Source organism: Mangrovimonas xylaniphaga, assembly GCF_001280435.1.
GTDB classification, from domain to species: Bacteria; Bacteroidota; Bacteroidia; order Flavobacteriales; family Flavobacteriaceae; genus Mangrovimonas_A; species Mangrovimonas_A xylaniphaga.
The window spans coordinates 220,239-247,203 of the sequence record NZ_LBIP01000013.1; the positions used below are offsets into that span (position 1 = coordinate 220,239).

At 39.4% G+C, this 26,965-nt stretch carries 24 protein-coding genes; 16 read left to right on the forward strand and 8 right to left on the reverse strand.

The window, feature by feature from the left end:
- Nucleotides 1–185: 185 nt before the first annotated feature.
- A complete protein-coding gene (locus tag ZA06_RS01115; protein WP_053975572.1) occupies nucleotides 186–1,163 on the forward strand; it encodes a c-type heme family protein in 978 nt (325 codons plus the stop codon).
- Nucleotides 1,164–1,183: 20 nt separating this feature from the next.
- On the opposite strand, the gene ZA06_RS01120 is transcribed toward ZA06_RS01115, so the two are convergent.
- Nucleotides 1,184–3,412 (reverse strand): tetratricopeptide repeat protein, encoded by a 2,229-nt coding sequence (locus tag ZA06_RS01120; protein WP_053975573.1) that lies wholly within the window; start codon nucleotides 3,410–3,412, stop codon nucleotides 1,184–1,186.
- A gap of 205 nt (nucleotides 3,413–3,617) precedes the next feature.
- Between ZA06_RS01120 and ZA06_RS01125 the strand changes: the two genes are divergently transcribed.
- The 12 genes from ZA06_RS01125 to ZA06_RS01180 all read left to right on the forward strand — a co-directional run bounded on the left by ZA06_RS01125 (nucleotide 3,618) and on the right by ZA06_RS01180 (nucleotide 18,944).
- Nucleotides 3,618–4,376 (forward strand): SDR family NAD(P)-dependent oxidoreductase, encoded by a 759-nt coding sequence (locus tag ZA06_RS01125; RefSeq protein WP_053975574.1) that lies wholly within the window; start codon nucleotides 3,618–3,620, stop codon nucleotides 4,374–4,376.
- Between the two features lie 103 nt (nucleotides 4,377–4,479).
- On the forward strand, nucleotides 4,480–5,118 hold the full coding sequence (locus ZA06_RS01130) for a DUF4386 domain-containing protein (RefSeq protein ID WP_053975575.1): 639 nt from the start codon (nucleotides 4,480–4,482) through the stop codon (nucleotides 5,116–5,118).
- A gap of 149 nt (nucleotides 5,119–5,267) precedes the next feature.
- The gene (locus tag ZA06_RS01135; RefSeq protein WP_053975576.1) at nucleotides 5,268–7,478 is read left to right on the forward strand and encodes a RelA/SpoT family protein; all 2,211 of its coding nucleotides are present in this window, start codon (nucleotides 5,268–5,270) and stop codon (nucleotides 7,476–7,478) included.
- Nucleotides 7,479–7,504: 26 nt separating this feature from the next.
- A complete protein-coding gene (locus ZA06_RS01140) occupies nucleotides 7,505–7,960 on the forward strand; it encodes a Fur family transcriptional regulator (RefSeq protein ID WP_053975577.1) in 456 nt (151 codons plus the stop codon).
- 8 nt (nucleotides 7,961–7,968) lie between these two features.
- Nucleotides 7,969–9,243, forward strand: a complete 1,275-nt coding sequence (locus ZA06_RS01145; RefSeq protein WP_053975578.1) for an adenylosuccinate synthase — start codon at nucleotides 7,969–7,971, stop codon at nucleotides 9,241–9,243.
- A 126-nt stretch (nucleotides 9,244–9,369) separates the two neighbouring features.
- Nucleotides 9,370–11,154, forward strand: coding sequence for an OstA-like protein (locus ZA06_RS01150; RefSeq protein ID WP_053975579.1), 1,785 nt, complete (start codon nucleotides 9,370–9,372; stop codon nucleotides 11,152–11,154).
- A gap of 2 nt (nucleotides 11,155–11,156) precedes the next feature.
- A complete protein-coding gene (locus ZA06_RS01155; RefSeq protein WP_053975580.1) occupies nucleotides 11,157–12,347 on the forward strand; it encodes an aspartate aminotransferase family protein in 1,191 nt (396 codons plus the stop codon).
- Between the two features lie 158 nt (nucleotides 12,348–12,505).
- Nucleotides 12,506–13,915, forward strand: a complete 1,410-nt coding sequence (locus tag ZA06_RS01160; RefSeq protein WP_053975581.1) for a tetratricopeptide repeat protein — start codon at nucleotides 12,506–12,508, stop codon at nucleotides 13,913–13,915.
- Between the two features lie 181 nt (nucleotides 13,916–14,096).
- Nucleotides 14,097–15,110, forward strand: a complete 1,014-nt coding sequence (locus ZA06_RS01165) for a DUF368 domain-containing protein (RefSeq protein ID WP_053975582.1) — start codon at nucleotides 14,097–14,099, stop codon at nucleotides 15,108–15,110.
- A 1-nt stretch (nucleotide 15,111) separates the two neighbouring features.
- Nucleotides 15,112–16,131, forward strand: a complete 1,020-nt coding sequence (locus tag ZA06_RS01170; protein WP_053975583.1) for a DUF368 domain-containing protein — start codon at nucleotides 15,112–15,114, stop codon at nucleotides 16,129–16,131.
- Nucleotides 16,124–16,861: a shikimate dehydrogenase family protein gene (locus ZA06_RS01175; protein ID WP_053975584.1), complete on the forward strand. Its 738-nt coding sequence runs from the start codon at nucleotides 16,124–16,126 to the stop codon at nucleotides 16,859–16,861. The genes ZA06_RS01170 and ZA06_RS01175 overlap by 8 nt, the downstream gene beginning before the upstream one ends.
- A 91-nt stretch (nucleotides 16,862–16,952) precedes the next feature.
- Nucleotides 16,953–18,944: a DUF349 domain-containing protein gene (locus tag ZA06_RS01180; protein ID WP_053975585.1), complete on the forward strand. Its 1,992-nt coding sequence runs from the start codon at nucleotides 16,953–16,955 to the stop codon at nucleotides 18,942–18,944.
- Between the two features lie 200 nt (nucleotides 18,945–19,144).
- On the opposite strand, the gene mazG is transcribed toward ZA06_RS01180, so the two are convergent.
- The 4 genes from mazG to ruvX form a co-directional block, all read right to left on the reverse strand.
- Entirely contained in the window at nucleotides 19,145–19,918 is a 774-nt protein-coding gene (gene mazG, locus ZA06_RS01185) for a nucleoside triphosphate pyrophosphohydrolase (RefSeq protein ID WP_053975586.1), read from the reverse strand.
- A 95-nt stretch (nucleotides 19,919–20,013) separates the two neighbouring features.
- Entirely contained in the window at nucleotides 20,014–20,454 is a 441-nt protein-coding gene (locus ZA06_RS01190) for a DUF5606 family protein (protein ID WP_053975587.1), read from the reverse strand.
- Nucleotides 20,455–20,519: 65 nt separating this feature from the next.
- A complete protein-coding gene (gene def / locus ZA06_RS01195; protein WP_053975588.1) occupies nucleotides 20,520–21,110 on the reverse strand; it encodes a peptide deformylase in 591 nt (196 codons plus the stop codon).
- A 102-nt stretch (nucleotides 21,111–21,212) separates the two neighbouring features.
- Complete coding sequence (gene ruvX / locus ZA06_RS01200; RefSeq protein ID WP_053975589.1) at nucleotides 21,213–21,629, reverse strand: Holliday junction resolvase RuvX; 417 nt, start codon at nucleotides 21,627–21,629, stop codon at nucleotides 21,213–21,215.
- A gap of 136 nt (nucleotides 21,630–21,765) precedes the next feature.
- Between ruvX and ZA06_RS01205 the strand changes: the two genes are divergently transcribed.
- Complete coding sequence (locus ZA06_RS01205) at nucleotides 21,766–22,581, forward strand: 2,3,4,5-tetrahydropyridine-2,6-dicarboxylate N-succinyltransferase (protein WP_053977017.1); 816 nt, start codon at nucleotides 21,766–21,768, stop codon at nucleotides 22,579–22,581.
- An 87-nt stretch (nucleotides 22,582–22,668) separates the two neighbouring features.
- Nucleotides 22,669–23,730: a glycosyltransferase family 9 protein gene (locus tag ZA06_RS01210; RefSeq protein ID WP_053975590.1), complete on the forward strand. Its 1,062-nt coding sequence runs from the start codon at nucleotides 22,669–22,671 to the stop codon at nucleotides 23,728–23,730.
- On the opposite strand, the gene ZA06_RS01215 is transcribed toward ZA06_RS01210, so the two are convergent.
- Nucleotides 23,727–24,551: a glycosyltransferase family 2 protein gene (locus ZA06_RS01215; protein WP_053975591.1), complete on the reverse strand. Its 825-nt coding sequence runs from the start codon at nucleotides 24,549–24,551 to the stop codon at nucleotides 23,727–23,729. The two genes, ZA06_RS01210 and ZA06_RS01215, sit on opposite strands and share 4 nt — an antisense overlap.
- The gene (locus ZA06_RS01220) at nucleotides 24,544–25,374 is read right to left on the reverse strand and encodes a glycosyltransferase family 2 protein (protein WP_053975592.1); all 831 of its coding nucleotides are present in this window, start codon (nucleotides 25,372–25,374) and stop codon (nucleotides 24,544–24,546) included. The genes ZA06_RS01215 and ZA06_RS01220 overlap by 8 nt, the downstream gene beginning before the upstream one ends.
- A gap of 39 nt (nucleotides 25,375–25,413) precedes the next feature.
- On the opposite strand from ZA06_RS01220, the gene ZA06_RS01225 reads away from it, so the two are divergent.
- Nucleotides 25,414–26,175, forward strand: coding sequence for a glycosyltransferase family 2 protein (locus ZA06_RS01225; protein WP_053975593.1), 762 nt, complete (start codon nucleotides 25,414–25,416; stop codon nucleotides 26,173–26,175).
- On the opposite strand, the gene ZA06_RS01230 is transcribed toward ZA06_RS01225, so the two are convergent.
- On the reverse strand, nucleotides 26,172–26,945 hold the full coding sequence (locus ZA06_RS01230; RefSeq protein ID WP_053975594.1) for a lipopolysaccharide kinase InaA family protein: 774 nt from the start codon (nucleotides 26,943–26,945) through the stop codon (nucleotides 26,172–26,174). The two genes, ZA06_RS01225 and ZA06_RS01230, sit on opposite strands and share 4 nt — an antisense overlap.
- Between the last annotated feature and the right edge of the window lie 20 nt (nucleotides 26,946–26,965).

Below are 26,965 nucleotides of genomic sequence, written 5' to 3' on the forward strand. Positions count from 1 at the left end.
GCAAACCACTCTATTTTCAAGGAATTACCCTTGCCAAGAAGAACAAAAGGAATCCTAGAAATTATTGATTTTCAGGAGTCAACATCACAATATCTCTCATCAAAACCCTAATACCTGGGCAAAAATTCCTTACTTTTATATGGCCTAAAAACCTTAACAAATAAGGTCCATTTTAAACTTACCAAATGAAAATATCCAACATCTCCAAAACCCTAGTTCTTGGACTAAGTTTAGCCCTTGTAAGCTGCGCCGAAACCGCCAAAACCAAAACCATTGCTCAAGAAGCCCCTATAAGCAAAGAAGCCTTTGAGGAAGCCCATAGCATTGTGACCCAAAACTGTGTGACCTGTCATGCTCCTGCTGGCAACCCAACCACAAGAATTGCCCCACCACTCATTGCTGTTAAGGATCATTACTTAAAACCAGACATGACGGAAGCTGAATTTGTTCAGTCCGTAGCCAGTTTTTTAAATACCCCGAAAATAGAAAATTCACAAATGCCCAGAGCTGTAGAGCGTTTTGGCCTGATGCCTAAACTAGGCTATTCCCAAGCCCAACTGGAAGCTGTAGCCACCTATATTTATAGAGCTAAATTGGATCAACCAGATTGGTTTGCAACCCATCACCAACAACGCGAAGCCGATTTGATGAAACATTCTGAAACTGGCACCCAAGATTACCTCAAGAAAGGAATGAGCATTGCCCTATCCACCAAAGCGGTTTTGGGCAAAAACCTGCTAACCGCCATCCAAACCAAAGGCACTGCAGGAGCTTTGGAATTTTGCAACGAAAGAGCCATTGTTCTTACAGATAGTATGTCTACCGAACTGCACGCCATTGTGAAACGTGTTTCAGACAAAAACAGAAACCCTAACAATCTAGCAAATGCTAAGGAACTAGACTATATCGCAGTGGCAAAACAAGATATTGCTGCCACAGGAGAAGCAAGCCCTAAAATGGTTGAAGACAACGGAAAATTAATAGGCTACTACCCTATCATGACCAACCAAATGTGTTTGCAATGCCACGGTACCCCAAACAAAGACATTACGCCTGAGACCATAATGACGCTTAAGGAAAAATACCCACAAGATTTAGCAACAGGATATGGTATAGATGAACTGCGTGGAATTTGGGTCATTGAAATGGATAAGCCCCAGTAAGTAATAAAATTAACCTAAGATCACATTGCCCCCATAGGCTGCTCCAGTTCCTGCAGTAGTTTATAAAACCTAGGATCTTCTGGATACAATTCCATTAATCCTTTACATATAGCTCGTGCTGTATTTAAATCGCCTGTATTCATGGCCGCGATCATTTTAATGTACAGCAAATCGGTATTGTTAGGATCGTATTGCAGTGCTTTATCCAAAACTTGCGAAGACAATTTAAAATTCTTGGCTTCCTGAAGTTTTAAGGCATAATTGTAATATGCGCGTAAATTAAAGGGCTCCTTTTGGCAGGCTTCACCCAAATATTTCAAGGACATTTCGTCCTGCCCCATTTCATTATAAAGTAACCCCAACATATAATAAGGATAACTGTTATTCGGTTCAAACTCTAAAATGTCTTTATAGTATTTTGCCGCATTTTCAAAATCGCCGTTTTGATAGTATAGCAATGCCAAATTGTTTCTGGCATTATTGTTATAACTATCAAATGAAATAGCTTTTTGATAAGCTGCAATAGCCTTTTCTACATCCTTTTTAAAATAATGATGCTCAGCTATCTGTACCTGCCCCAATGAAAAATCGGAGTTCATTTCCTGAAACTCCTCAAATTCTTTATGGGCTCCGGCAAAACCATCCAACTGAGAGGTTCCATGACCATAAATGTCCAAATATTTAGCTGAAGTAATGCGTACCACCCGCACTGAATCCGTCAAAAGTTTGGCAACTTCCTTAATACTGGTTGTATCTCCTATTTGGGTCAATGCGGTTACAGCTTCATTTCGTACCAAGGCCGACGAATCCTTCAAAAAGGCCTTCAATTGCTCTAGTTCTTTAGAAGTTAAAGCCATAGTGCCATAATTGCTCAAAGCGGTCGCCCGAAGCAACTCGGAAGCTTGATGATTTGACGCCAAAGTGTGAAAGGCATCTTTATCACCAGCATAACCCGCCAACAAATAATCGGAAGGATGGTCTTTGGCATCAATAGCCTTGGTTTTTCCCAAAGTCTTAAGGGCATTTAAAGCCCATTCTGGAGTTTTATCCTCATGGCATCTGTTACAGGCATTTGGTGTGCCATAAGCCAAACTCTGATCGGGTCTCGGCACTCTAAAACTGTGATCTCTTCTAAAATCATTCCCCATATACGTTCGTCCTGTCATATGGCAGTTCACGCATTGGGCCGCCTCAGTACCTGCCATATGAAAATGATGGGTTTCCGTATCGTAAACGCTAGGCGCGTGGCAATTCAAACAAAGGGCATTACCCTGCTCTTTCAACTTTAGGGAATGGACATTGTGGCAATCGCGACAGGACACTCCGTTTTCATACATTTTACTCTGCACAAAGGATCCATACACATACACCTCGTCATAAATCTGTCCATCGGGCTCATATAAAGGCTGCGTTAAAAGTGCCGGCAAATATTGATCCAAGAATGCCTCATCATGCGTAAAATCCTTGGTAAGTTGTGTCCTTCTTGAGTGACAACGCGCACATTGATTCACCAAAGTTTGAGGTGCCGTATCGGGCGTCATGGTCAATTTACTTTTATAGATAGGATCTTCACCTTCTTCGTAGAATTTCACATGGTTACTGGCTGGCCCGTGGCAAGCTTCACAACTTACATTGATAATTTTAAAAGTCGTATTATAGGATTCCGAAACTGGATCGTAGTTTTTATGCAAATCGGTGGAATGGCAATCGGCACAAGCTGTATTCCAACGCATCCCTCCTCCTGTCCAATGGATCCATTCATCGCTCCGCAACTCTAACTCGGGATATAGGTTGAACCATTGCTGTTTATCACTATCCCACGCAATAGTAAGACATTGCATTTTGCCTTTGTCCAACTCCACAATATATTGCTGTAACGGTGTGTACCCAAAGGTATATTTTATCGGGTAATCTTGATAGGTATCATCAGGACCTGGAATATTCACATAAAAATCAGCATCTTTTTTATAGAACGTGGCCTTGCCTCCTTTGTATGGAAATTCCACATTATTAAAATCGCCCAACACCGACACAGAATCGGCTACTTTCATGGCCAAATCATGATGAGAACCTTTCCAATCGTTATAAGCTTCCTGATGACAGGACATACAGGCTTCATCTCCCAAAAACGTAGCCATGGGAGAGGCACTTGCTAAGTCTTTTTTATCGACATAGCTTTCATCTTTACATGAAAAAACAGTTAAAAACAGAAGGAATATTAAGGGCAAACAACGTTGTATTGGGAGCATATTGAATTATTTGGAACTCATTGATTATTACCAAATTTACAAATAAATACCAAAGAACAGCCGAAACATATGTAAGAAAATCAAACGTTTAAAGCCTGGAGCATTTCAAGCAAGCAGTTAAGAAAAAATAGCTACCTTAGTAATTCCTCATCTTCCATTTCCAATTAACCTCCCAGAACTTTACAAACTAAAAACATATTGCAAGATGACAGCAAAAGTAGCATTTATAACCGGGGGAAGTCGCGGCTTGGGCAGAGACATGGCACTAGCCATTGCCAAAAAGGGACTCAATGTTGTTTTAACCTTCCAAAGCAATCAAGATAAAGCCAATGAAGTGGTTGCGGAAATAGAAGCCCTAGGCCAAAAAGCCATTGCCCTATCTTTAGACGTCACAAACCCTAGCAGTTTCCCTGAAACCATAAAGCAAGTACAAACTGAAATGGCAAGCTCCTTTGCCTCCGATAAAATTGACTATTTGGTGAACAATGCCGGTATTAGTGCCTATGCTCCCTTTTCAGAAACCACCGAGGCCCAATTTGATAATATGTATCACATTCATTTCAAAGGTGTCGCTCTCCTAACCCAGCAACTGTTGCCTGTGATGAATGATGGAGGCGGTATCGTTAATATTTCTTCTGGCCTCACACGTTTTGCCATTGGCGGATATGCCGCCTATGCGGCCATGAAAGGTGCCGTTGAAACTCTTTCCAAATATATGGCCAAAGAATTGGGCGAACGCAAAATCCGTGTGAATGTTGTAGCCCCCGGAGCCATTGAAACCGACTTTGGAGGTGGCGCTGTTAGGGATAACAAAGAACTGAACGCCTTTATCGCTTCCATGACAGCCTTAGGCCGTGTAGGTTTACCAGATGATATTGGAAGTGTCGTGGCATTTTTATGTACCGAGGATGCCAAATGGGTAAATGCCCAAAGAATTGAGGTTTCCGGAGGACAGATGATTTAGAACCTCTCCTTTAATTTTAAATGAAACCAGCTAAACATATATCATTTCGCTAATAGAGATAATTCTTAAATTAGCCAAAAAGCTCACTGCCAATCAATTTAACATGCCCATAAACAATACCCCTAGAACACTCGCCCTAATTGCCGGGATTAGCTACTTGATTATTTTCTTCGCTGCTATTTTTGCCAACTTCTTTGTTTTGGAAGCACTTCTGAATGCTCCCGAAGAAACAATTTCTAAAAGCCATATGATGGTCCGCTTTGGGATCATGGCCTTTTTGCTTACGGCTGTATTTGACGTAGTCGTTGCCTGGGCTTTGAATGAATTGTACAAACATCATTTTTTATCACAATTGAGCACTTTATTTAGAATGATGCACGCCGCTATTATGGCCGTAGCACTATTTGCCCTAGTGCAAACTTTGGAAGTTACGGAAGCCAAAGACATATTGCATTTAGTAAAACTTTTCAATACCATTTGGCTCATTGGCCTGTTCTTCTTCGGAATACATCTCATTCTTTTGGGACGCATTATAAAATCACCCAAAATAATAGCACTCTTCCTCATAATTGCGGGACTAATGTATATGGCAGATACAGCGGCACATTTTCTGTTGGCCAATTACCAATCCTATAGTGAAGTCTTTTTAGCCTTGGTAGCCATTCCCAGTATATTTGGAGAAATGTCCTTTGCCATTTGGCTTTTGATAAAAGGAGGCAAACCCAAACTAGCAAATCCCTAGTTTGGCCAAGCTTTACCCTTTCTTGGCATAAACATTCATATAGAACAAACTTCTACACGGCAAATATTTAAAGGGTTCTAGCTAGCCAAAACCCTCAAAAAGCCGTTAAAACTATTGCGCATTTATTTTCTTTACATTACTTTAGATTTATGACAGAAGTAGAGATAGAAAAGGAGAATGCAGCCATTGCCAAGGCTTACAAAGAACTTCTCAAGGTAAGTTACCAAACATTAACCACAGAAGATAAAAAACTCATCCGCCACGCCTTTGATGTGGCGGTGGAAGCCCATAATGGACAGCGCCGTAAATCTGGAGAAGCGTATATTTTCCACCCTATTGCCGTGGCCAAAATTGTGGCTCAGGAAATTGGACTGGATGCCACTTCCATTGCTGCGGCCCTACTCCACGATGTGGTTGAGGATAATGAAAATTATACCAAGGAAGACATAGAACGTATGTTTGGCGACACCGTTGCACGAATTGTAGACGGGCTCACCAAGATTTCCTCCTTGAGCAAAGAGACCGATGTATCTACTCAAGCGGAAAACTTCCGTAAAATGTTGCTGACCCTTAATGACGACGTTAGGGTAATCATCATCAAAATAGCCGACCGTTTGCACAACATGCAGACCATGGATTCCATGCGTACGGACAAGCAGGAAAAAATTGCCTCGGAAACCCTGTACATCTATGCGCCTTTGGCACATCGTATTGGGCTTTATAATATCAAAACCGAATTGGAGGACCTCGGTTTAAAATATACCGAACCCGAAGTGTACCATGACATACTTCACAAAATCAAGGAAAGTAAGGAGGAGCAGGATGCCTACATCAAAGCCTTTTCCAAAGTAGTTGTAGACGCCCTGGACAATGAAGGGTTGAATTACGAAATCAAGGGACGCCCAAAATCCATTTTCTCTATTCGTAGAAAAATGATCAAGCAAGGTGTGTCTTTTGAAGAGGTTTACGACAAGTTTGCCGTTAGGATCATTTACAAATCCGATTTGGCCAACGAAAAGTTCCTGGCTTGGAAAATTTACTCCATCGTTACCGATCACTTCACCCCTAACCCTACCCGATTGCGAGATTGGATTTCATCACCAAAATCTACTGGTTATGAAGCTTTGCATATCACGGTAATGGGTCCAAAAGGCCGTTGGGTAGAAGTTCAGATCCGTAGTGAACGGATGAATGAAATTGCAGAAAAAGGGTATGCTGCCCATTACAAATACAAACACGGTAATGCTGAAGATGCCTTAGATACTTGGATTGACAAGCTTCAGGAAGCTTTGGAAAGCAATGAGACCAATGCCGTGGATTTTGTGGAACAGTTCAAACTCAACCTTTATTCCAAAGAAATCTATGTGTTCTCCCCTAAGGGAGATTTAAAATCGTTACCAAAAGGCGCTTCACCGCTTGATTTTGCATTCAGTATCCATACCGAAGTAGGGATGAAAACCCGTGGCGCAAAAGTGAATGGAAAACTCGTTCCGTTAAGCCAAGAGCTTAAAAGTGGCGACCAAGTAGAAATCCTTACGTCTGAAAACGCCAAACCCAATGCCAACTGGCTCGATTATGCCACAACGGCTCGAGCCCGAAGTAAAATTAAATCGTCCCTAAGGGAAGAGAAGAAACGCATTGGCGAAGATGGTAAGGAGATTTTAAGACGTAAGTTGAAACAGCTTAAAATCCACTTGGACGAAAAGACCATTAACGATATGGTGGTCTATTTTAAGCTAAAAACCAGTTTGGACCTGTTCTATAGAGTTGGTGTGGGCACCATAGACAACACCATGTTAAAGGAGTTTGCTGCCTCCAGAAGCAATGCCCTGATGAGTTTTATCAAAAATAAAATCACCAGAAGGCAAAATATTTCTAAGGAAGAACTCGATCGAGAAGAAGTGACTTCCAAATACGACATGCTGGTGTTTGGTAAGGAAGAAGAAAAATTAGACTATAAATTGGCAAGTTGCTGCAACCCTATTCCGGGAGATCCTGTCTTTGGATTCTTGACAATCAACGAAGGCATCAAGGTGCACAAAAAGAATTGCCCGAATGCGCTAAGCCTGCAATCCAACTACGCTTACAGAATTATGTTAGCCAAATGGATTGACTCTTCGCAACAGGAATTTTCTGCCATTATTACCTTGTCCGGAATCGATAATATTGGGCTTGTAAATGACATTACACGTATCATTTCTTCCAACATGCACGTAAACATGAAAAGCCTTAGTTTTGACTCGGATGACGGTATTTTCTCTGGAAAAATTAATGTGATTGTTAAGAATAATTCCATGCTAAAAAAGCTCATTGATAACCTGAAAAAAATTAATGGTATTGATAAGGTGAGTAGAGTGTAAAAAATGTGTAAATTTGCAACTTAATTATGAGTGTAAAAACAGAACAGACGAATCAGGAAATTGTAAAGAATGTATTTACTAATTTTCTGGAAGAAAAAGGTCACCGTAAAACACCGGAGCGTTACGCTATACTTCAGGAAATTTATGATAGTGAAGAGCATTTTGATATCGAATCTTTGTATATCAAAATGAAGAACAAAAACTATCGTGTAAGTCGTGCTACACTATACAATACCATAGAGATTCTTTTGGAATGTGGCTTGGTACGTAAGCACCAGTTTGGTCAAAACCAGGCACATTACGAAAAATCGTATTTCGATAAGCAGCATGACCATGTTATCCTGACCGATACCGGTGAAGTTATCGAGTTCTGTGACCCTAGAATTCAATCAATTAAAAAAACGATTGAAGAGGTGTTTGATATTTCTATATCAAATCACTCACTTTATTTTTACGGAACGAAAAACAAACAACCTAACTAATTTTTATAATGGCAGTAGATTTACTACTTGGTTTACAATGGGGGGACGAAGGCAAAGGGAAAATTGTTGATGTATTGACCTCCAAATACAATATTATTGCACGCTTTCAAGGTGGGCCTAACGCAGGACACACTTTGGTGTTTAACGGCAAAAAGCACGTGCTACACACCATTCCTTCTGGGATTTTTCATGAAGACACCGCAAATGTAGTAGGAAATGGCGTGGTAATAGACCCTGTTATTTTTAAAAAGGAATTGGACAAATTGGCTGAACAAGGGATTGACTACAAAAAATCTTTGTTGATTTCTAGAAAAGCCCACATCATTTTACCAACACACCGTTTATTGGATGCGGCCAGCGAAGCTTCCAAAGGAAAAGCTAAAATTGGCTCTACGCTTAAAGGTATCGGTCCAACGTATATGGACAAAACCGGAAGAAACGGAATTAGAGTTGGTGATATTGAATTAGCCGATTGGAAAGACAAATACCGTTCTCTAGCTGATAAGCATGAGGACATGATCAAGTTCTACAATGTTGAAATTCAATACGACTTAAAAGAACTTGAAATTGAGTTTTTTGAAGCTATCGAAACTTTAAAAACATTAACCTTTATCGATTCTGAAGAGTATTTACACCAAGCTATGAAAGGTGGACAAACCATCTTGGCCGAAGGAGCTCAAGGATCGTTATTGGACATTGATTTTGGAACCTATCCATTTGTAACGTCTTCCAACACAACTGCTGCTGGAGCCTGTACAGGATTGGGAATTGCCCCTAACCAAATTGGGGAAGTTTTCGGAATCTTCAAGGCGTATACTACGCGTGTAGGTTCAGGACCATTCCCTACCGAGTTATTTGACACTAACGGCGAAATCATGGCCAAAGTAGGACATGAATTTGGAGCAACTACAGGTCGTCCAAGACGTTGTGGTTGGTTAGACTTGGTAGCCCTTAGATATGCTTGTCAAATTAACGGTGTTACCCAATTGATCATGATGAAAGGTGACGTACTTTCTGGTTTTGAAACCTTAAAAGTATGTACGGCCTACAATTATAAAGGTGAAGAAATTACACATTTGCCATTCAATATTGAAGAGGAAAACGTAACACCTATCTATACTGAATTTAAAGGTTGGAACGAAGACCTTACTGAAATGACCGAGGCTTCTCAAATGCCACAAGCATTGAACGATTACATTGCCTTTTTGGAAAAAGAACTTGAAATTCCAATTACCATTGTATCGGTAGGACCAGACAGAAAACAGACGATCGTTAGACAATAACATATCATCATACTAAAAAAGACCTGCTCTATGTTTATAATTTAGCAGGTCTTTTGTGTTAAAAAAAGTGTTAAGGCCCACCAAAGCCTCTATTTAATAGTTATTTTTGAACCAAATCTTTGAAATTTGAAAGTCAACCAATTCGTATTAATTCTTCTTTTATGTAGCTTTTTAACTACTCCCCTTTGGGCTCAAAACAAGCGTATACAAATTGAGTATTCTGGTTTTACGGTTAGGGACAGTACCATGGGAAAGGAAGTCACCACTTTTATTCGGGACGACAAACAACAAATCCATGTAGTCCATGAAGGAATTAATATGTATTGTGATAAGGCCATTTACTATAAAAACGAAAATTTTATAGAAGCCTTCAGCAATGTGCACATGCAACAGGGTGATACCATCAACATGACTTCCAAATATGTTGAATACAGTGGCATAACCCAATTGGCATTTGCCAGTGGCGATGTGGTGCTAACTGAACCACAATCTGTTTTAACAACCGACACCCTTTGGTTTGACAGGGCCAAACAACAAGCCTACTACAAAACACGAGGAAAAGTAGTTAGAGATACTTCTGGGACCATTACCAGTCAAATTGGGAGGTATTATATGAACGCTAAAAAATACCAATTTGTTCAGGATGTGGTATTGGTAAATCCTCAGTATACCCTTAATACCCACCAACTCGATTTTTATACCGAAACTGGAGGCGCCTATATGTATGGGCCTTCAACCATTATAGGCGAAAACAACAATATTTATTGCGAACGCGGTTTTTACGACACCAATAATGACACTGGATATTTTGTAAAAAACTCTCGCATAGACTATGAACAGCGCATCGTTGAAGGTGATAGCCTCTACTTTGATCGGGCCAGAAGTTTTGCTTCGGCCACCAATAATATCAAAGTTACTGATACTATCAACAACAGCATTATCAAAGGACATTACGCCGAAGTCTACCGTGCAAAAGATTCGGTATTTATTACCAAAAGAGCCTTGGCTATTGCAGTTCAGGAGAATGATTCCATCTACATTCATGCAGACACCCTCATGGTTACTGGAAAACCTGAACACCGAATCACGCGAGCCTATTATAATGCCAAAATGTATAAAAGTGACATGAGTGGCAAGGCAGATTCCATTCATGCTGACCAAAAAACAGGCCTTACCCAACTGATCAATTTAGAGCGTTTGTCCTCAAAAGATATTTTTGCCACAAAACGTAATCCTGTAATCTGGAATTTGGGCAATCAAATGACTGGGGATTCCATTCATTTAATTACCAACACCAAAAAGGAACAATTGGATTCCTTGAAAGTATTTGAAAATGCCTTCTTGATTAGTAAGGACACTATCGGCGGTGGTTTCAACCAAGTAAAAGGGCAACGTTTAATTGGATTGTTCCGTGACAATGCCCTCTATAATGTGGACATTATCAAAAATGCCGAAGTCATCAACTATGTCAGGGATGATAAACAAGAATTGGTGGGAATAGACAAATCCAAATCGGGAAGCATCAACATTCAAATTGACGATAATACTATTAGCGAAATTAGATTGATTAATCAAATAGATGGCGAGCTCTATCCTGACTCCCAATTTCCTGAAAACGCAAGAAAGTTTAGAGGGTTTGATTGGCGCGAAGAAGAACGCCCTAATAGCGTGGAAGACCTTTTTAAGGACGATCCGCCTTTAAACCTTCCGGTCATTAGGGGTTTGGATCCTTACGTGCCTCAAGAGGAATTTGTAGATGAAGCCATGTTGGAACGTGTTAAAGAGGCGGAACAAAAGAACCCAACTCAAGAGAATAAAGCGGCAAGAAACATTCCTACACCTTTGCAGGACAGTATTCAAACTAAAAAATCCCTAAAAAAACCATTACCACGAACCCATAAAAGAGGTTAAGTATGGAAGATTTTATCAAATATCAAGCTCAGACTTCCCCAAACCCGTTGGCCATGAAGATTTCTCATGCCAAGGGTTCCTATATTTATGATGCCGACAACAAAGCCTATTTAGACTTTGTGGCAGGGGTATCGGCCTGTAGTTTGGGACATCAGCACCCCAGGGTAGTCAATGCTATCAAGGAGCAATTGGACAAGTACCTTCACGTCATGGTTTATGGGGAGTACATCCAAGAGCCTGCCGTGGCGCTTGCCAAACTTTTGGCAGAGCATTTACCAGAACCATTGGAAAGCACCTATTTGGTTAATTCGGGAACCGAAGCCATTGAAGGCGCTATTAAACTAGCAAAACGCTATACAGGAACAGGAGAAATTATTGCAGCCAAATCGGCTTATCACGGCAACACCATGGGCTCCATGAGCGTAATGGGCCATGAAGAACGCAAACAAGCCTTTCGTCCTTTGGTTCCCGGCATTCGATTTATTGAATTTAACAATCTTCCCGATATTGATAAAATCACTTCCAAAACGGCAGGCGTTATTTTGGAAAGTATTCAAGGAGGTGCCGGTTTTATAGAACCTAAAGACGGTTACCTTACCAAGGTAAAGGCCCGTTGTGAAGAAGTTGGCGCATTGTTGATTTTAGATGAAATCCAACCAGGTTTTGGACGCACTGGAAAATTGTTTGGATTTGAAAATTATGATTGTGTTCCAGATATTTTGGTCACAGGAAAAGGTTTGGGTGGCGGTATGCCAATTGGAGCCTTTACAGCATCATTGGAAATCATGAACAGTTTACAGGATCAGCCCAAATTTGGCCATATTACCACCTTTGGAGGGCATCCCGTAATTGCTGCCGCTGCATTGGCAACGGTAAGGGAAATTACTGAAACCAACCTCATGGCAGAAGCCCTTGAAAAAGAAGCTTTAATTCGTGAGAATTTGGTTCACCCCCTTATTGAGGAAATTAGAGGAAAAGGACTCATGTTGGCTGCCATGACCCCATCCGCAGACATCACAAACGAGGTGGTTTTGAGATGTCAGGACCGAGGATTGATATTATTTTGGTTACTCTTTGAGCCTAAAGCTATTAGAATCACCCCGCCATTAACCATTTCTAAGAACGAAATTATCGAAGGCTGTAATATTATACTTTCAGTTTTGAATGAAATTTCGAATGAACAAACACTTTAAAAACGAAAAAACAAACACTTGTTTTTCAAAGCCTTAAATTAATAGAATATTGAAATAAACACCTGACTGTTAATTATTTTGTTAAAAAGATTAACACCAAAATCTTTAAATAGCCAAATAGAAGAGTAAATTTATTTCAACAACAATAAAATCTGCTTATGGAGTTTAGCCACAACGACGACCACGACAACTTATCGCTAGCAAGATTTGAGTCCATGTTAAAAACAAACAATGTGTTGTTTTTCGACTCTAACGAATTTGAGAACATTATCCATCATTATCTTGAGATTGGAAAAATAGCCTTAGCAAAGAAAGCGATAAAGATGGGGCTAGAACAACACCCTTCCTCCACGAATCTCCAACTGTTCCAAATAGAACTTTACGTCATGGAGAACAAGTTGGAAAAAGCAGACATCCTATTGGACAGACTTTATGAGTTGGAACCGACCAACGAGGAAGTTTTTATCCAGAAAGCCAATGTCCTTTCCAAACGCGATGACCACAAAGGAGCTATCAACACCTTGAAAATTGCTTTGGACTTAAGCCAAGATCCAGACGATTCCGATTTATACGCCCTTATAGGAATGGAGTATTTATTCTTGGATGAATTTGAACAGGCTAAGGGATATTTCTTGCAATGCTTGGAAATAGATATGCACGATTATTCTGCCCTATACAACATCATTTACTGTTTTGACTTTTTGGACGAAACCGAAGAGGCCATCAGCTTTTTAAATGATTATTTGGATGGCAACCCATATTGCGAAGTAGCGTGGCATCAATTGGGCAAGCAGTATTTCGCCCTTAAAGATTACAAAAAAGCTTTAGCTGCTTATGACTTTGCCATCATTTCCGATGACACTTTTGTGGGAGCTTACCTTGAAAAGGGAAAGGTGCTTGAAAAGCAAAAAAGGTACGGTGAAGCCATCGAAAACTATAAAATTACGTTGGCTTTGGACGACCCAACGTCCTTTGCTTTATTGAGAATGGGTTATTGCTACGAAAAATTGGGTGACACCGAAATGGCTGTGCAATACTTCTATAAAACCGTCCACGAAGATCCTTTATTGGACAAAGGTTGGATAGCCATCACCAAGTTTTACTTGAAGGCACGCAACTACCAAAAGGCTTTATATTATATCAACAAAGCCATCAATATCGATAGTGAAAATGTGCTGTATTGGAAACTATATGCACAAATCAACCACCGTTTGAACTTTCTTGAAGAAGCCGAAAGAGGTTACAAAAAAACCTTGGAACTTGGCAATTACGAACTCCAAACTTGGTTATCACGCTCGGACATCCTCATTCAATTGGGAGAATTTGAGGCCTCCATTTACAACTTGATACAAGCGGCAGAATTCTACCCTGAAACTGCTGAAATTGAATACCGTTTAGCAGGACTGCACTTTAAGCTTTTGGAAAGCGAAAAAGGGCATTACCATCTTAAAAACGGGTTGCTTTTAAACGAAGAATTTGAATATATTCTTGAGGAATTGTTCCCTGAAGTTCACAAAGACCCAAACATTAACAGGGTTTTGGTAAGTACCAAAAAGTCCTCTTCATAAAATTTAAAATCTACAAAATTTAATTGTCAAAAAAGCCAAGATGCATGATTGTTTCCTTGGCTTTTTTGCTTTTATAGACTTCCATTTTTTTCAAGCTAAATTTTACAATTTCATTTCAGGTTTGCATATCGATACTCCAAAGATGTTTGTTACCTTTACGCTTCTTTATTGAAACCGAAACATGCAAAGACGCTTAATCGACTACATAGTTATTGCCCTTAAAGGTACCGCCATGGGTGCTGCCGATGCGGTGCCAGGAGTATCTGGAGGGACCATCGCCTTTATCTCAGGAATATACGAAGAACTAATTGACACCATCAGCAATGTTAATCTTTCGTTGCTAACAACCCTACGAAATGCAGGTTTTTCAGCCTTTTGGAAACAACTGAATGGAAATTTCCTTTTGGCCCTTTTAACAGGAATCCTTGTCAGTTTTGTGTCATTTATGAGATTGGCTAAATACTTAATTGAAAACCATCCTATTTTAATTTGGTCTTTCTTTTTTGGATTGATTGTTGCCAGTATCTACTTTGTTGCCAAACAAGTAAAAGCATGGTCTATGGGCACCATTGTAGCCTTGATCATAGGAAGTGTACTTGCATATTATATCACAACCCTCCCCTCTTTGGGCAGTAATGAAAATCCTCTATTTCTATTTTTTGCAGGAGCTTTGGCTATTTGCGCTATGATTCTTCCCGGGATTTCAGGGTCTTTTATCTTGGTGATTCTTGGCGCCTATAAAACCCTTAGTGATGCTTTTCATGATTTTGATTTGAAGAGAATTGCTATTTTCGGTTTGGGAGCTGTGGTAGGGCTATTAAGTTTCAGTAGAATTTTGAAATGGCTTTTTAAAAACTACCACAATACCACTCTAGCCATACTTACGGGGTTCATTTTCGGGTCGCTTAACAAGATTTGGCCATGGAAAGTTACGGATATGGTCATGGAAAAATCCAGCGGAACAATCCTTCCATTTTCGGAAATCTCAGATTTGGCCACACTTTCGGTGTACCAAAAACAAATTCAAAATTTTGACACCTATAAGTTGATTTCTGAACACAGCATCTTGCCTTTTAATTATTCTGAATTAAACAATCAACTTGTAAACAATCAAATACCAGCGGCTTTAGGCTTAATGCTTCTTGGTTTTTTTACTATCTTCATTTTAGAAAAAATAGGCTCCAAAAACGTATAGCATGCACAGTACCAGGACACTTTCAGACCGCATTTTCCTTGTCATAAAGGGGCTTGCCATGGGTGCCGCCAATAAGGTGCCTGGGGTTTCTGGAGGCGTCGTGGCCTTTGTGGCCGGATTTTACGAAGAGTTTATTTATTCCCTTCAAAAAATAAACGGAAAAGCCTTTAAACTCTTAATCAACAAACGGTATAAGAGTTTTTACAATTATATCAATGGGCGGTTTTTAGGGCTATTGTTTCTTGGGATGGTGGTAAGCTATTTTAGTGTTTCCAAACTCTTAGACTATTTTATAGTCCATTATGAACTCTATGTTTGGAGTCTCTTTTTTGGCATGATCATAGGCTCCATTTATTACATTCAGAAGGATTTTCACCATTGGCATACCAATACTATTTTGGCACTCATTATTGGTATTGCCTTAGGACTAGGCATTAGTTTCTTGGATCCTGCCAAGGAAAATGATAATTTATTGTTCGTGTTTTTCTGTGGAATTATAAGCGTGTCCGGAATGACGCTTCCCGGGTTTTCTGGTTCCTTTATTTTGATTTTACTGGGCAACTATGTATTGCTTTTGGTAGACTCCGTGAATGCGCTTTTCGACACCTTTACCGACATCATTAGTGGCGATTTTCATTTTATAAATGATCCGCATCGCCTTAAAATGTTGAAGATTTTAGTCGTGTTCACTTTAGGTTCCATTACGGGACTGGTCACCTTTTCACATGCTCTCAATTTTATCATCAAGCATTATAAAAATATCACCACGGCCAGTATAATTGGGTTTATTACAGGATCCCTTGGTGTGGTATGGCCATGGAAGGAGACCCAATACAAGCAAGATGTAAACGGGGATTTTCTTTTGGATTCTACCGGACAAAAAATTGTTGAAAATTACCAACGTTATATCCCCGAACTAAATTCCACAACTTATTTAGCGTTGTTATTTATAATTATTGGAATTCTTATAGTTTTGGGATTGGATAAATACGGACAAAAAACACGTCGAGCACATGCATAAATTAGGATTATTGGGCAGGAACATTTCCTATTCATTTTCAAAAGGATATTTCACTAAAAAATTTGAATCAGAAGGGCTTCCCTTTGTATACGAGAATTTTGATTTGGAAACCATTTCGGAATTGAAAACCACCTTAGCCAACAATCCGAATTTAATTGGCTTTAACGTTACCATTCCCTACAAGGAAGAAATCATGCCGCTTTTGGATTCTTTGGACGACACAGCCCAAGAAATTGGAGCTGTAAATACCGTAAAACTTCAAAAGGACGGCTCCCTTAAAGGTTACAACACGGATTATTATGGCTTCCAAAGTTCTTTGGAGCCCTATTTAAAACCGCATCATAAATCAGCTTTGATTTTGGGTACTGGAGGTGCTTCAAAAGCAGTAGCCTATGCTCTTAAAAATTTGGGTATTGCATTTGATTTTGTTTCCAGAACCCCCAAGGCAAATGTCAAATATACCTATGCTGATATCACTGAAGAACTCCTGAAGCACTACACAGTCATTGTAAACTGTACCCCTTTGGGCACCCACCCAAACGTGAACCAGTGCCCAGACATTCCATATGATGATCTTACCCCAGAGCATCTGTTATACGACCTTATCTACAATCCAGAACACACCAAGTTTCTAACCTGTGGAGATATAAAAGGGGCCACCACCGTTAATGGCAGTAAAATGCTGGAACTTCAGGCCGAAAAGGCTTGGGAGATCTGGAATAAGCTTTAAAATCGATTAAAATCACGGCCGCTCTTTTTGTTATGTAAGCGCTTGTTAGTATATTAGCTTTCTAAGTATTTTCAACTAAAACATTGTAAAAATGTCAGAGAAAGATAACCTGCAGAATGCAGACGGAAACAACGAACAAAACTCTGCTGAGATCCAAGATCAAAGCAACACAACCAACGCTTCAAACCCTACAGAAAATGAGCAGCCTACTGTAGAAACCGAAACTACCGAAACAGAGACTGCCCAAAACTCCAACCCAGCAGAAGAAAGTGCAGCGCCAAAAAAGGTGGATGCCCATGTAGAGGAAATTGACGAGTCCAACGCAGAAGATGCCGAAGACGAAGACAACAGCCAAAGACACACTGTAGAAAGTAAGGATTACCATGCCATGACCATGGGTCAGCTTGTTAAGGAACTTGACTATTTGCTCAAGCATCATAAAATACAGACTATCAAGTCGCAGGTGAATGATATCAAAACTGAGTTCAACGATAAATTCGGTGAACTTTTAGAAGAAAAAAAGGAAGAGTTCATTAACGACGGTGGCAATGAAATAGACTTCTATTTTATTACTCCAGAAAAGAAAGACTTCAATTCACTTTATAAAGAATACAAAAGCAACCTACACGCTTATTACAAAAGCTTAGAGCGTAATCTAAAAGACAATCTGGATAACCGCTTGCGCATTATTGAGGAAATTAAAGGCTTGATCAATGTTGAAGAAAACATCAACACGACTTATAAGCACTTTAAAGAACTTCAAGAAGAATGGCGCAATGCTGGCCCTATTCCAAGAGATAAATACAACAATGCTTGGAACACCTATCACCACCATGTGGAAATATTTTATGATTTCCTTCATTTGAACCGCGATTTGCGCGACATGGATTTCAAGCACAACTTGGACCAAAAACTTAAAATTATTGAGCGTGCCGAAGAGCTAGCCCAAGACAACAATGTCAATAGAAGTTTTAGAGAGTTACAGGTCCTTCACAAAATGTGGAAGGAGGATTTAGGACCTGTTGCCAAAGAATACCGAGAAGAAATCTGGGAACGTTTTAGCAACGCTACCAAAATTATCCACGATAAGCGTCAAGCCTATTATGCCGATTTGGACAAGGCTTATGAAGCTAATTTGGAACGCAAAGAAGAGATTATTTCCAAAATTGAAGCCATCAGCAAGGATATTGCAAAAACCCATCAAGCATGGCAGAAAAAAATTAAGGAAGTTGAAGCGCTTAGACAAGACTTTTTTAATGCAGGAAAAGTACCCATTAAGGTAAACGAAGCCACTTGGGCTAAATTTAAGGGAGCCGTTAGAGCCTTCAACAAAAACAAAAACGCCTTCTATAAAAACCTTAAAAAGGAACAATATGATAACCTTCAGAAGAAATTGGATCTTATCCAAGTTGCTGAAGACAACAAGGACAGTGACGACTTTGAAACCATCACACCGTTGATGAAGAAAATCCAAAATGATTGGAAAAAAATCGGGCACGTTCCAAGAAAGGATAGCGATAAAATCTGGAAGCGTTTCAAAGCTGCCTGTAACGCTTATTTTGATCGTTTACATGCTGAAAAGAATGCTGCCAACAAAGAGCAGTTTGAAGCTTTCGACAAAAAGAATGAGCTACTTGACAGTTTAGGAAAAACAACCCTAAGCGGCAACGTAGAAGCAGACATTGAAACTATCAAGGAAAAAATAGCCGAATGGCAAGCCATCGGTCACGTACCGCATAACAAACGTTTTATTGAAGGGAAATTCAATAAAGCTCTAGATGAGTTGTTTGGTAAACTGGACATGGACCCTTCGGAAATTGAAATGATCAAGTTTGAAAACAAACTGGAAACCCTTTCACAACCAAATGACACAAGTCTTTTGGACAATGAGCACAACTTTATCCGCAAAAAAATTGATGAAGTTAAAGGTGAAATCAACCAGCTGGAAAACAATCTACTATTTTTCTCCAATGTCGATGATGACAACCCAATGGTAAAAGATGTTCTTAACAATATTGAGAACCATAAAGCGACCTTAAATACCTGGGAAGAAAAGCTGAAAAAGCTTAAGGAGATGTACTAAAAAATCAAATCCTATCTGTGGTTGCCCACAGATAGGATATTGACCCCTAACTAAACTAAATTTAATACCTTAAAATAAATCCGCTTATTTTATATTAAGGCTAACCTACTTATGATTATAAAACTATAATCATAGTTCTATATTACATATACGTAGCAACTCTTGTATTTGGATTATGTATTTTCAAAAAAAATCAAAAATTATTGATTTTTAGCTTCTTCCCAATACACATCCATTTCTTTAAGAGTCATATCCTCTAAAGATTTATTCAATTCCTTGGCTTTGGACTCCAAATATTTAAATCGGGAAATAAACTTTTTATTGGTGCGCTCCAGGGCATTTTCTGGGTTGATTTTTAAAAATCGAGCATAATTGATCAGGGAAAAGAACACATCTCCCAATTCATTTTCCATAGCTTCCACATCTCCCTTCTTCACTTCTTCCTGAAGTTCCTGTAGCTCCTCCTCTACCTTTTCCCAAACTTGATGTGGTTCTTCCCAATCAAATCCTACACCTGCAACCTTATCCTGTATACGACTAGCCTTTACCATAGCAGGTAAACTTCTAGGCACACCTTCCAGGACACTTTTCTTTCCTTCCTTAAGCTTTAATTGTTCCCAGTTGCGCTTTACATCTTCTTCATCATTCACTGTTACATCTCCATAAATATGCGGATGACGATCGATCAACTTATCACAAATACTATTACAGACATCTGCAATATCGAAAGCCTGTGTTTCACTTCCTATTTTGGAATAGAACACAATGTGCAAAAGTACATCACCCAATTCCTTTTTGATTTCTTCCAAATCATTGTCAAGGATGGCGTCTCCAAGTTCATAAACTTCTTCTATGGTAAGATGCCTTAGGGATTCCATGGTTTGCTTTCGGTCCCAAGGACATTGCTCGCGCAACTCATCCATGATTACCAACAAACGCTCAAAGGCTTTAAGCTGTACTCTTTTATCTGTCATAACTTGAGGTAAGGATTTTAATGACTCAAAAGTACAACTATTTGCGTTTACCCAAAGACAAAGTGTGTCTTTAGGTAAACACATTTGGATAGTTTTTATTCTTCTTCTGAAGCAGCTTCGGCTTCTGCAACTGCTTTTGAAGTTTCTTCAACGGCAGCTAACAAATCATTATTTTGTAGCAAGTTGTACCATTGAATAATTTTCTTGATATCGCTAGCATATACGCGATCTTCATCATAATCTGGAAGGATTCCAAAGAAATACTCCTCTAGTGCTTCCTTATTGTCTTTATGGCTAACGGAAGTTGCTTTTCCTTCTTCCTTCTCCATAATTTTTTCAAACACTTTAAACAGTGGTAATTCCTCAGTCAAAGTATACACGGCAATCTCGCTCAATACACTAATGTTGTTATGTACGTTTACAGAGATACGCTTTTTATCGATAAGGGACTCGGCAATAATACCACTCCTTGTTTGTGTCACTATTTTAAATAACCCTGGCTTTCCTGAAATTGAAAGAATTTTATCTAATCCCATAAATTGTATTAACTTTTTTATAATTCGGTGGCAAATATAATTTTTTGCCTATGCTCTTTTAACTCTTAGCGTTTCTTTTTTAAAAGTGGGAAACGCATTCTGTAATCCACTCTAATTTTTCCTTTGGCAATATTGGCAAGCTTTCCTTTGATCAAGCGCTTTTTAAGCGACGAAAGCTTGTCTGTAAACAACACACCATCAATATGGTCATACTCATGTTGAATCACTCGAGCAATCAACCCGTCAAACTCCTCTACTTTCGTTTCAAAATTCTCGTCTTGGTATTGCATCTTGATTTTTGGCTTTCTGAATACGTCCTCACGAACATCTGGAATGCTCAAACAACCTTCGTTGAATCCCCACTCTTCTCCTTCTTCTTCCAAAATTTCGGCATTGATAAAGGTGCGCTTGAAGTTTTTCAATTGCTCCTGTTCTTCTGAAGTAAATGATTCATCTTCTGCAAAAGGCTCCGTATCTACAATAAACAAACGGATAGGCAAGCCAATTTGTGGTGCAGCCAAACCTACGCCATACGCACCATACATGGTTTCGTACATATTTTCTATAAGCGTGTCTAATTGTGGATAATCCTTGGTGATGTTATCTCCTTTTTTTCTCAGGACTGGGTCACCGTAAGCAACAATTGGTAAAATCATAAGTATTTTATTTTCGGATGCAAAAATACAACTATTAGTGCGTTTTTGAAATTTTAGATAGGTTTTTAATTGACTTGGAAACTCCCGTTTCGGGTAGTGTTCCTATGATTTGGAATACAGATAACTCTGTAAAATTATCGTAGCACTAATTTCATCTATCAAGGCTTTGTTTTGACGCTGTTTCTTTTTTAGACCGCTATCAATCATGGTTTGAAAAGCCATTTTGGAAGTAAAGCGTTCATCCACTCTCTCAATAGGTGTATTAGGGAACCGTTCTGCCAACTTTTTCAAAAACGGTTGAATGGCCGCCTCGCTTTGGGAAGGTTCATCGTTCAATCGCTTAGGCTCTCCCACCACAATACAAACTACATGTTCCTTGGAAAGATAGTCTTCCAAAAATGGCAACAATTCCTTTGTGGCAACTGTGGTAAGCCCAGAGGCGATGATCTGCAACTCATCGGTTACAGCCAAACCTGTCCGCTTGGTTCCAAAATCAATGGCTAAAATTCTTCCGTTCATGCCACAAAAATACCATTTTAAAATCCATATTTTCTAAAGGCTTTGCCAATTTTCTCCTAAATCCCCATTATTTAGGCATCTCCTTTTTAACTAAAAATTATCGGCTTATCTTTGCATGAATTTTGAAATGACAACAATGAACGAATTACAACAGATTATTGAAAACGCTTGGGAAGACAGAGCTTTGTTGACAGAGCAATCTACCATTGATAGCATTAGAAAAGTGATCACTTTACTTGACTCTGGAGAGTTGAGAGTTGCCGAACCAACTGCCGACGGATGGCAGGTAAACGAATGGGTAAAGAAAGCCGTAGTGCTTTATTTCCCTATCCAAAAAATGGAAACTTTGGAAGTCGGCATTTTTGAATTCCACGATAAAATTCCATTGAAGAAAGGCTACGCAGAAAAAGGAATTAGAGTAGTTCCTCACGCTGTTGCACGTCACGGAGCTTACATTTCTGCAGGTACTATTTTAATGCCTAGTTATGTAAATATTGGAGCTTACGTAGACGAAGGAACGATGGTAGACACTTGGGCTACTGTAGGAAGCTGTGCACAAATTGGTAAAAACGTACACCTTTCTGGTGGTGTTGGAATTGGCGGAGTTTTAGAGCCTCTTCAAGCTGCTCCAGTAATTATTGAAGACAATGCCTTTATCGGTTCTCGTTGTATCGTTGTAGAAGGTGTTCGCGTTGAAAAAGAAGCGGTATTGGGTGCAAATGTGTGCTTGACGGCTTCTACAAAAATTATCGACGTAACCGGAGACGAGCCTGTAGAAATGAAAGGTGTGGTTCCTGCAAGATCTGTAGTGATCCCTGGAAGTTACACAAAGAAATTCGCTGCTGGTGAATTCCAAGTACCATGTGCTTTGATTATTGGAAAACGTAAAGAAAGTACCGATAAAAAGACTTCTTTAAACAATGCGTTGCGCGAGTACGATGTAGCCGTGTAATCACATATATTTTCACAAACACTCTTACTCTAAGGGTGTTTGTGATTTTTTACCTTACCCATATTTAACCAAACCGACTTCCTCAACGTGAAAATACTTATTATTCAAAAGAAAATGATTGGTGACGTGCTCGCAACAAGTATTTTGTTTGAGGCCCTCAAAAAGAAATACCCAAAGAGCGAACTTCACTACGTCATCAACAGCAACACCTATCCCGTTGTAGAGAACAATCCTTTTATTGATCGGTTTTTATTTGTAACACCAGAAATAAAATCGAGCAAATTGAAGTTCTTGAACTTTCTGAAAGTCATCAAAAAAGAAGAGTATGACATCGTCGTTGATGTATACAGCAAGTTTACCAGTGGATTGATGGCCGCCTTCTCAGGTGCCGGAATGAAGATTTCACAGCACAAATCCTACACCTCATACATCTACACCCATACGTTTGAGAACAAAAAAGTACCAGCTACCAATGCAGGACTTGCTATAGAAAACAGGCTACAATTGTTACAACCTATTTCTGAATCCCTTTCAGAAACCATCATCAAACCTAAAATTTACCTGACCGATAGTGAAAGAGCTTCGGCCAAGGAACGATTGCTAAATGCTGGCATCAATTTAGAACACCCCCTTTTTATGATCGGTGTTTTGGGGAGTGCCAACACCAAAACCTATCCCTTGCCTCATATGGCCAAACTTATTGATGCCATAGTTGCCAAAACGCAAGGACAGATTCTATTCAATTACATTCCGAATCAAATTACGGAAGCCAAGACCATATACAATTTCTGTAATAAGACTACTAAAAAACACATCCTCTTCGATGTTTTTGGTGAAAGTATTCGGGAATTTTTGGCATTGACCAGCCATTGTTCGGCATTGATTGGTAATGAAGGTGGCGCAGTAAATATGGCTAAGGCACTTGAGATACCTACGTTCACGATTTTTTCTCCATGGATCAAAAAAGAAGCTTGGAACATGTTTGAAAATGGGACCACCAATGTGTCGGTACACCTTAAAGATGAAAAGCCAGAACTTTACGAAGGGAAATCCTTAAGCGACATGAAAGATGATGTGTTTGCCCTTTACGAGGCCTTTCCTCCTGAATTGATTTTACCAAAACTGGAGCACTATCTCGAGCAGTTTTAAACTGGTTTTTGAATGCCGAAATCAGTCCAAGCACGTTTCTCCTTTTTGGTCGTGGCGCGAATGGCTAAATTCTTATCTATAGATTCTTGATTTTTATACCCTCTTGGATGGTCCAAGTGCAAACAGATGGCACTATACCTAATTTGCTTCGACTTTATTCCATAATTGAATAAGCGTTCCCCCAACTCTCTATCCTGACCTCCATACTGCATACGCTCATCAAAACCATTGACTGCCAATATATCTTCTTTCCATCCAGAAGCATTGTGCCCGTTCCAACTGGCGTTGGTAGGCGTCATGGCATTCAGCAATTTACTTTTGAAACCTGAAGCCGTCAACTTATTGTTTTTAAAAGACACTTTTAGACCATGCTCTTTGAGCCAGTTCACCCTAAAGCATCTTTGGGAAATAATATCCTCTTTTGAAATCACTTCCGAAATGGGCATAGGCAACATAAAGTACCCTCCGGAAAGGAAAAACCCAGGTTCACGATAGTCCATATGCACCTGTACAAAATCTTCCCTCGCTATACAATCGCCATCACTCATCAAAATATAATCGGCCTTACATTTTAAAATAGCCTTGTTCAGGATTTGCGATTTCTGGAACCCATTGTCCTCATGCCAAACATGCACAATTGGAAAATCGACCTCAGCTCTCATACGGTCCAACAAATCGAAAGTAGGCTGTTTTGACCCATCATCGGCAATCACAATTTCAAATTGCTTATAGGTTTGCGCCGCATAGCTCCAAAGCACTTTTTCCAACCACGCTTCGGAATTATAGGTACTGATAATTATTGAAATTTTTGGTTTACTCATCTCTTTGCTGTTCTATTCCGTAGGCCGTAACGGTAGATTTTGTTTTTTTGGTCTGCTTTCTAATGGCTTTGTTTTGGTTCAAAGCGTCTTCATTTTTGTAGGGTCTTTCGTGATAAAGGTGCACGCAAATCACACTGTATCTCGCCTGAATGAACTTCAAGCCTTTGTTCATCAATCGCTCCCCTATTTCACGATCTTCACCTCCATAGCCCATGCGTTCATCAAAACCGTTTACATCCAAAACATCTTGTTTCCAAGCAGATACATTCATTCCGTCGAAGGTAGCTTTGGTAGGTGTAAAAGTATTTAAAAACCATGATTTTACCCCAAAGGAGGTCAATTTATTTAGTTTAAAGGTCTTTTCAAGCCCTCGCTCCAACAACCATTTGGCATCGAAACAATGTTGACTTTCCACATCTTTTTTGGTGATATCCTTCGAAATTTGCTCCGGCAACTTGAAATACCCTCCGGAAATCACACAGTTAGACTGCTGTAGCCGTAAATGTGTTTCTACAAAATCATTTCTTGGGATGCAGTCACCATCAGTAAAGATCAAATATTCGGCATTGGCCAAACTAATGGCCTTATTCAAAATTTTTGTCTTTTGAAACCCATTGTCCTCTTGCCAAACATGGATAATGTTAAGCGATGAATTAGCTATAAAGCCATCTATTAAGTCCTTGGTTTCTTTGGAAGACCCATCATCTGCAATAAGGATTTCAAAATTGGATTCAGTTTGAACTTCATATCCCCACAACACTTTTTGCAACCATTCCGGTTGGTTGTATGTGCTGATGATTACAGTGGCCTTTGGTGTTTCCATTAGTGCAAAAATACTATTTTTACATCCAATTTGGTGACCATGCTCAAACTATCAGGGGTAATTATTACCTATAACGAAGAACGAAACATTGAACGCTGCCTACAATCTTTGGTAGGTATTGTGGATGAAATTGTGGTGGTTGATTCATTTTCAACCGATAACACTAAAGCCATCTGTGAGAAGTACAAGGTCACTTTTATTGAACAGCAATTCTTGGGATATATAGAACAAAAAAACTTTGCCCTTCAACAGGCATCCCATGATTATATCGTATCCTTGGATGGTGACGAGGCTCTTTCTGACACTCTTCGAGAATCCATTTTAAAGCTGAAAAACAATTGGCAATGGGATGGCTATTACTGCAACCGTTTCAATAATTTCTGTGGACAGTGGATCAAGCATTCCGATTGGTATCCCAACAGAAAACTTCGCGTATTCGATCGTAGAAAAGCGTCTTGGAAAGGCATCAATCCACACGACAATGTCGTCTTGCATGATACAAAAGCAAAAGCGGGGAAATTAAAAGGTGATTTGCTACACTGGACCTATCAAACCTATTCAGAATTCAACCAAAAAACAGAATACTTTTCAAGTATTGCCGCCAAAGCCTATTTTGATTTGGGCAAAAAAGCCAGCTTATGGAAAATAGTCTTCAACCCTACATGGGCCTTTTTTAAATCCTATGTGCTAAGATTAGGTTTTTTGGATGGCTTAAACGGCTTGGTCATTTGTATTCAAACATCCAACATCACGTTTTTAAAGTATACCAAACTTCGGGAATTGTACAAAAATCAGGATTAGCTCTTTTTCTTCCTCCAAAAAAAGTACTTCTTCTTGAAGGCTTCCTTCTTCTTGAAACCAGAGGAAAACTTCTTTGAGAAAAAATACATCTTTTCTTTGATTTCTTCCTTAGGCGCTCCAATCAATGTGGCATATTCGTCGCTAATAATATCCAACATATAATCTTTGGGAGACAAACGCGCAAAATTGTTCAAACGCATATCCAAATCCATCTTTTCAAAGCGCATTCTGTTCAAGTCTACCAAATAAAACTGGAATTCACCGTCCACTTGTTTTATCAAGGTATTTCCCGGGGAATGATCCAAAAAGTGCACCCCTTTTTCGTGAAGCTCATAAGTAAACCTTGTGAATTCCCTCAAAATACGTTCGTAATCCTCGCACATGGGTTCATCAATAAGTTTCCTAATCGTAAAATCGTATTCCAATTGCTTACTAATGTAATAGCTCTCCTTAAAAAACAAAGGTGTTTTGTGCTCAACATAAGCGACGGCATCTGGAGTACCAATGCCCATCCCCTGCAATTTACTGGCGTATTCAAACGAACGTTGGGCCTTGCTTTTTCTAAAAAAATTGTAGACAATCTTGTTGATTAAATTAGGCACCTTAAACGACTTCACATTACAATGAATGCCATTTATATCTAAGGTTTTAATCACATTTCTATATCCAGTCCCAATTAATTCCCCTGAAGAATCAAAACGCTGCAAGGCCTCTTCAAGGATTGGTTTGGATATATTTACATTTTTATCGATGACAATTTTTGTAGGCATTTTAACTATATTTCGCGCTA

Excerpts from the sequence above, each read along its gene's own strand:
- ZA06_RS01115 (WP_053975572.1), top strand. The coding sequence starts at position 186 with ATGAAAATATCCAACATCTCCAAAACCCTAGTTCTTGGACTAAGTTTA.
- ZA06_RS01120 (WP_053975573.1), bottom strand. The coding sequence starts at position 3,412 with ATGCTCCCAATACAACGTTGTTTGCCCTTAATATTCCTTCTGTTTTTA.
- ZA06_RS01125 (WP_053975574.1), top strand. The coding sequence starts at position 3,618 with ATGACAGCAAAAGTAGCATTTATAACCGGGGGAAGTCGCGGCTTGGGC.
- ZA06_RS01130 (WP_053975575.1), top strand. The coding sequence starts at position 4,480 with ATGCCCATAAACAATACCCCTAGAACACTCGCCCTAATTGCCGGGATT.
- ZA06_RS01135 (WP_053975576.1), top strand. The coding sequence starts at position 5,268 with ATGACAGAAGTAGAGATAGAAAAGGAGAATGCAGCCATTGCCAAGGCT.
- ZA06_RS01140 (WP_053975577.1), top strand. The coding sequence starts at position 7,505 with ATGAGTGTAAAAACAGAACAGACGAATCAGGAAATTGTAAAGAATGTA.
- ZA06_RS01145 (WP_053975578.1), top strand. The coding sequence starts at position 7,969 with ATGGCAGTAGATTTACTACTTGGTTTACAATGGGGGGACGAAGGCAAA.
- ZA06_RS01155 (WP_053975580.1), top strand. The coding sequence starts at position 11,157 with ATGGAAGATTTTATCAAATATCAAGCTCAGACTTCCCCAAACCCGTTG.
- ZA06_RS01160 (WP_053975581.1), top strand. The coding sequence starts at position 12,506 with ATGGAGTTTAGCCACAACGACGACCACGACAACTTATCGCTAGCAAGA.
- ZA06_RS01165 (WP_053975582.1), top strand. The coding sequence starts at position 14,097 with ATGCAAAGACGCTTAATCGACTACATAGTTATTGCCCTTAAAGGTACC.
- ZA06_RS01170 (WP_053975583.1), top strand. The coding sequence starts at position 15,112 with ATGCACAGTACCAGGACACTTTCAGACCGCATTTTCCTTGTCATAAAG.
- ZA06_RS01175 (WP_053975584.1), top strand. The coding sequence starts at position 16,124 with ATGCATAAATTAGGATTATTGGGCAGGAACATTTCCTATTCATTTTCA.
- ZA06_RS01180 (WP_053975585.1), top strand. The coding sequence starts at position 16,953 with ATGTCAGAGAAAGATAACCTGCAGAATGCAGACGGAAACAACGAACAA.
- mazG (WP_053975586.1), bottom strand. The coding sequence starts at position 19,918 with ATGACAGATAAAAGAGTACAGCTTAAAGCCTTTGAGCGTTTGTTGGTA.
- ZA06_RS01190 (WP_053975587.1), bottom strand. The coding sequence starts at position 20,454 with ATGGGATTAGATAAAATTCTTTCAATTTCAGGAAAGCCAGGGTTATTT.
- def (WP_053975588.1), bottom strand. The coding sequence starts at position 21,110 with ATGATTTTACCAATTGTTGCTTACGGTGACCCAGTCCTGAGAAAAAAA.
- ruvX (WP_053975589.1), bottom strand. The coding sequence starts at position 21,629 with ATGAACGGAAGAATTTTAGCCATTGATTTTGGAACCAAGCGGACAGGT.
- ZA06_RS01205 (WP_053977017.1), top strand. The coding sequence starts at position 21,766 with ATGAACGAATTACAACAGATTATTGAAAACGCTTGGGAAGACAGAGCT.
- ZA06_RS01215 (WP_053975591.1), bottom strand. The coding sequence starts at position 24,551 with ATGAGTAAACCAAAAATTTCAATAATTATCAGTACCTATAATTCCGAA.
- ZA06_RS01220 (WP_053975592.1), bottom strand. The coding sequence starts at position 25,374 with ATGGAAACACCAAAGGCCACTGTAATCATCAGCACATACAACCAACCG.
- ZA06_RS01225 (WP_053975593.1), top strand. The coding sequence starts at position 25,414 with ATGCTCAAACTATCAGGGGTAATTATTACCTATAACGAAGAACGAAAC.
- ZA06_RS01230 (WP_053975594.1), bottom strand. The coding sequence starts at position 26,945 with ATGCCTACAAAAATTGTCATCGATAAAAATGTAAATATATCCAAACCA.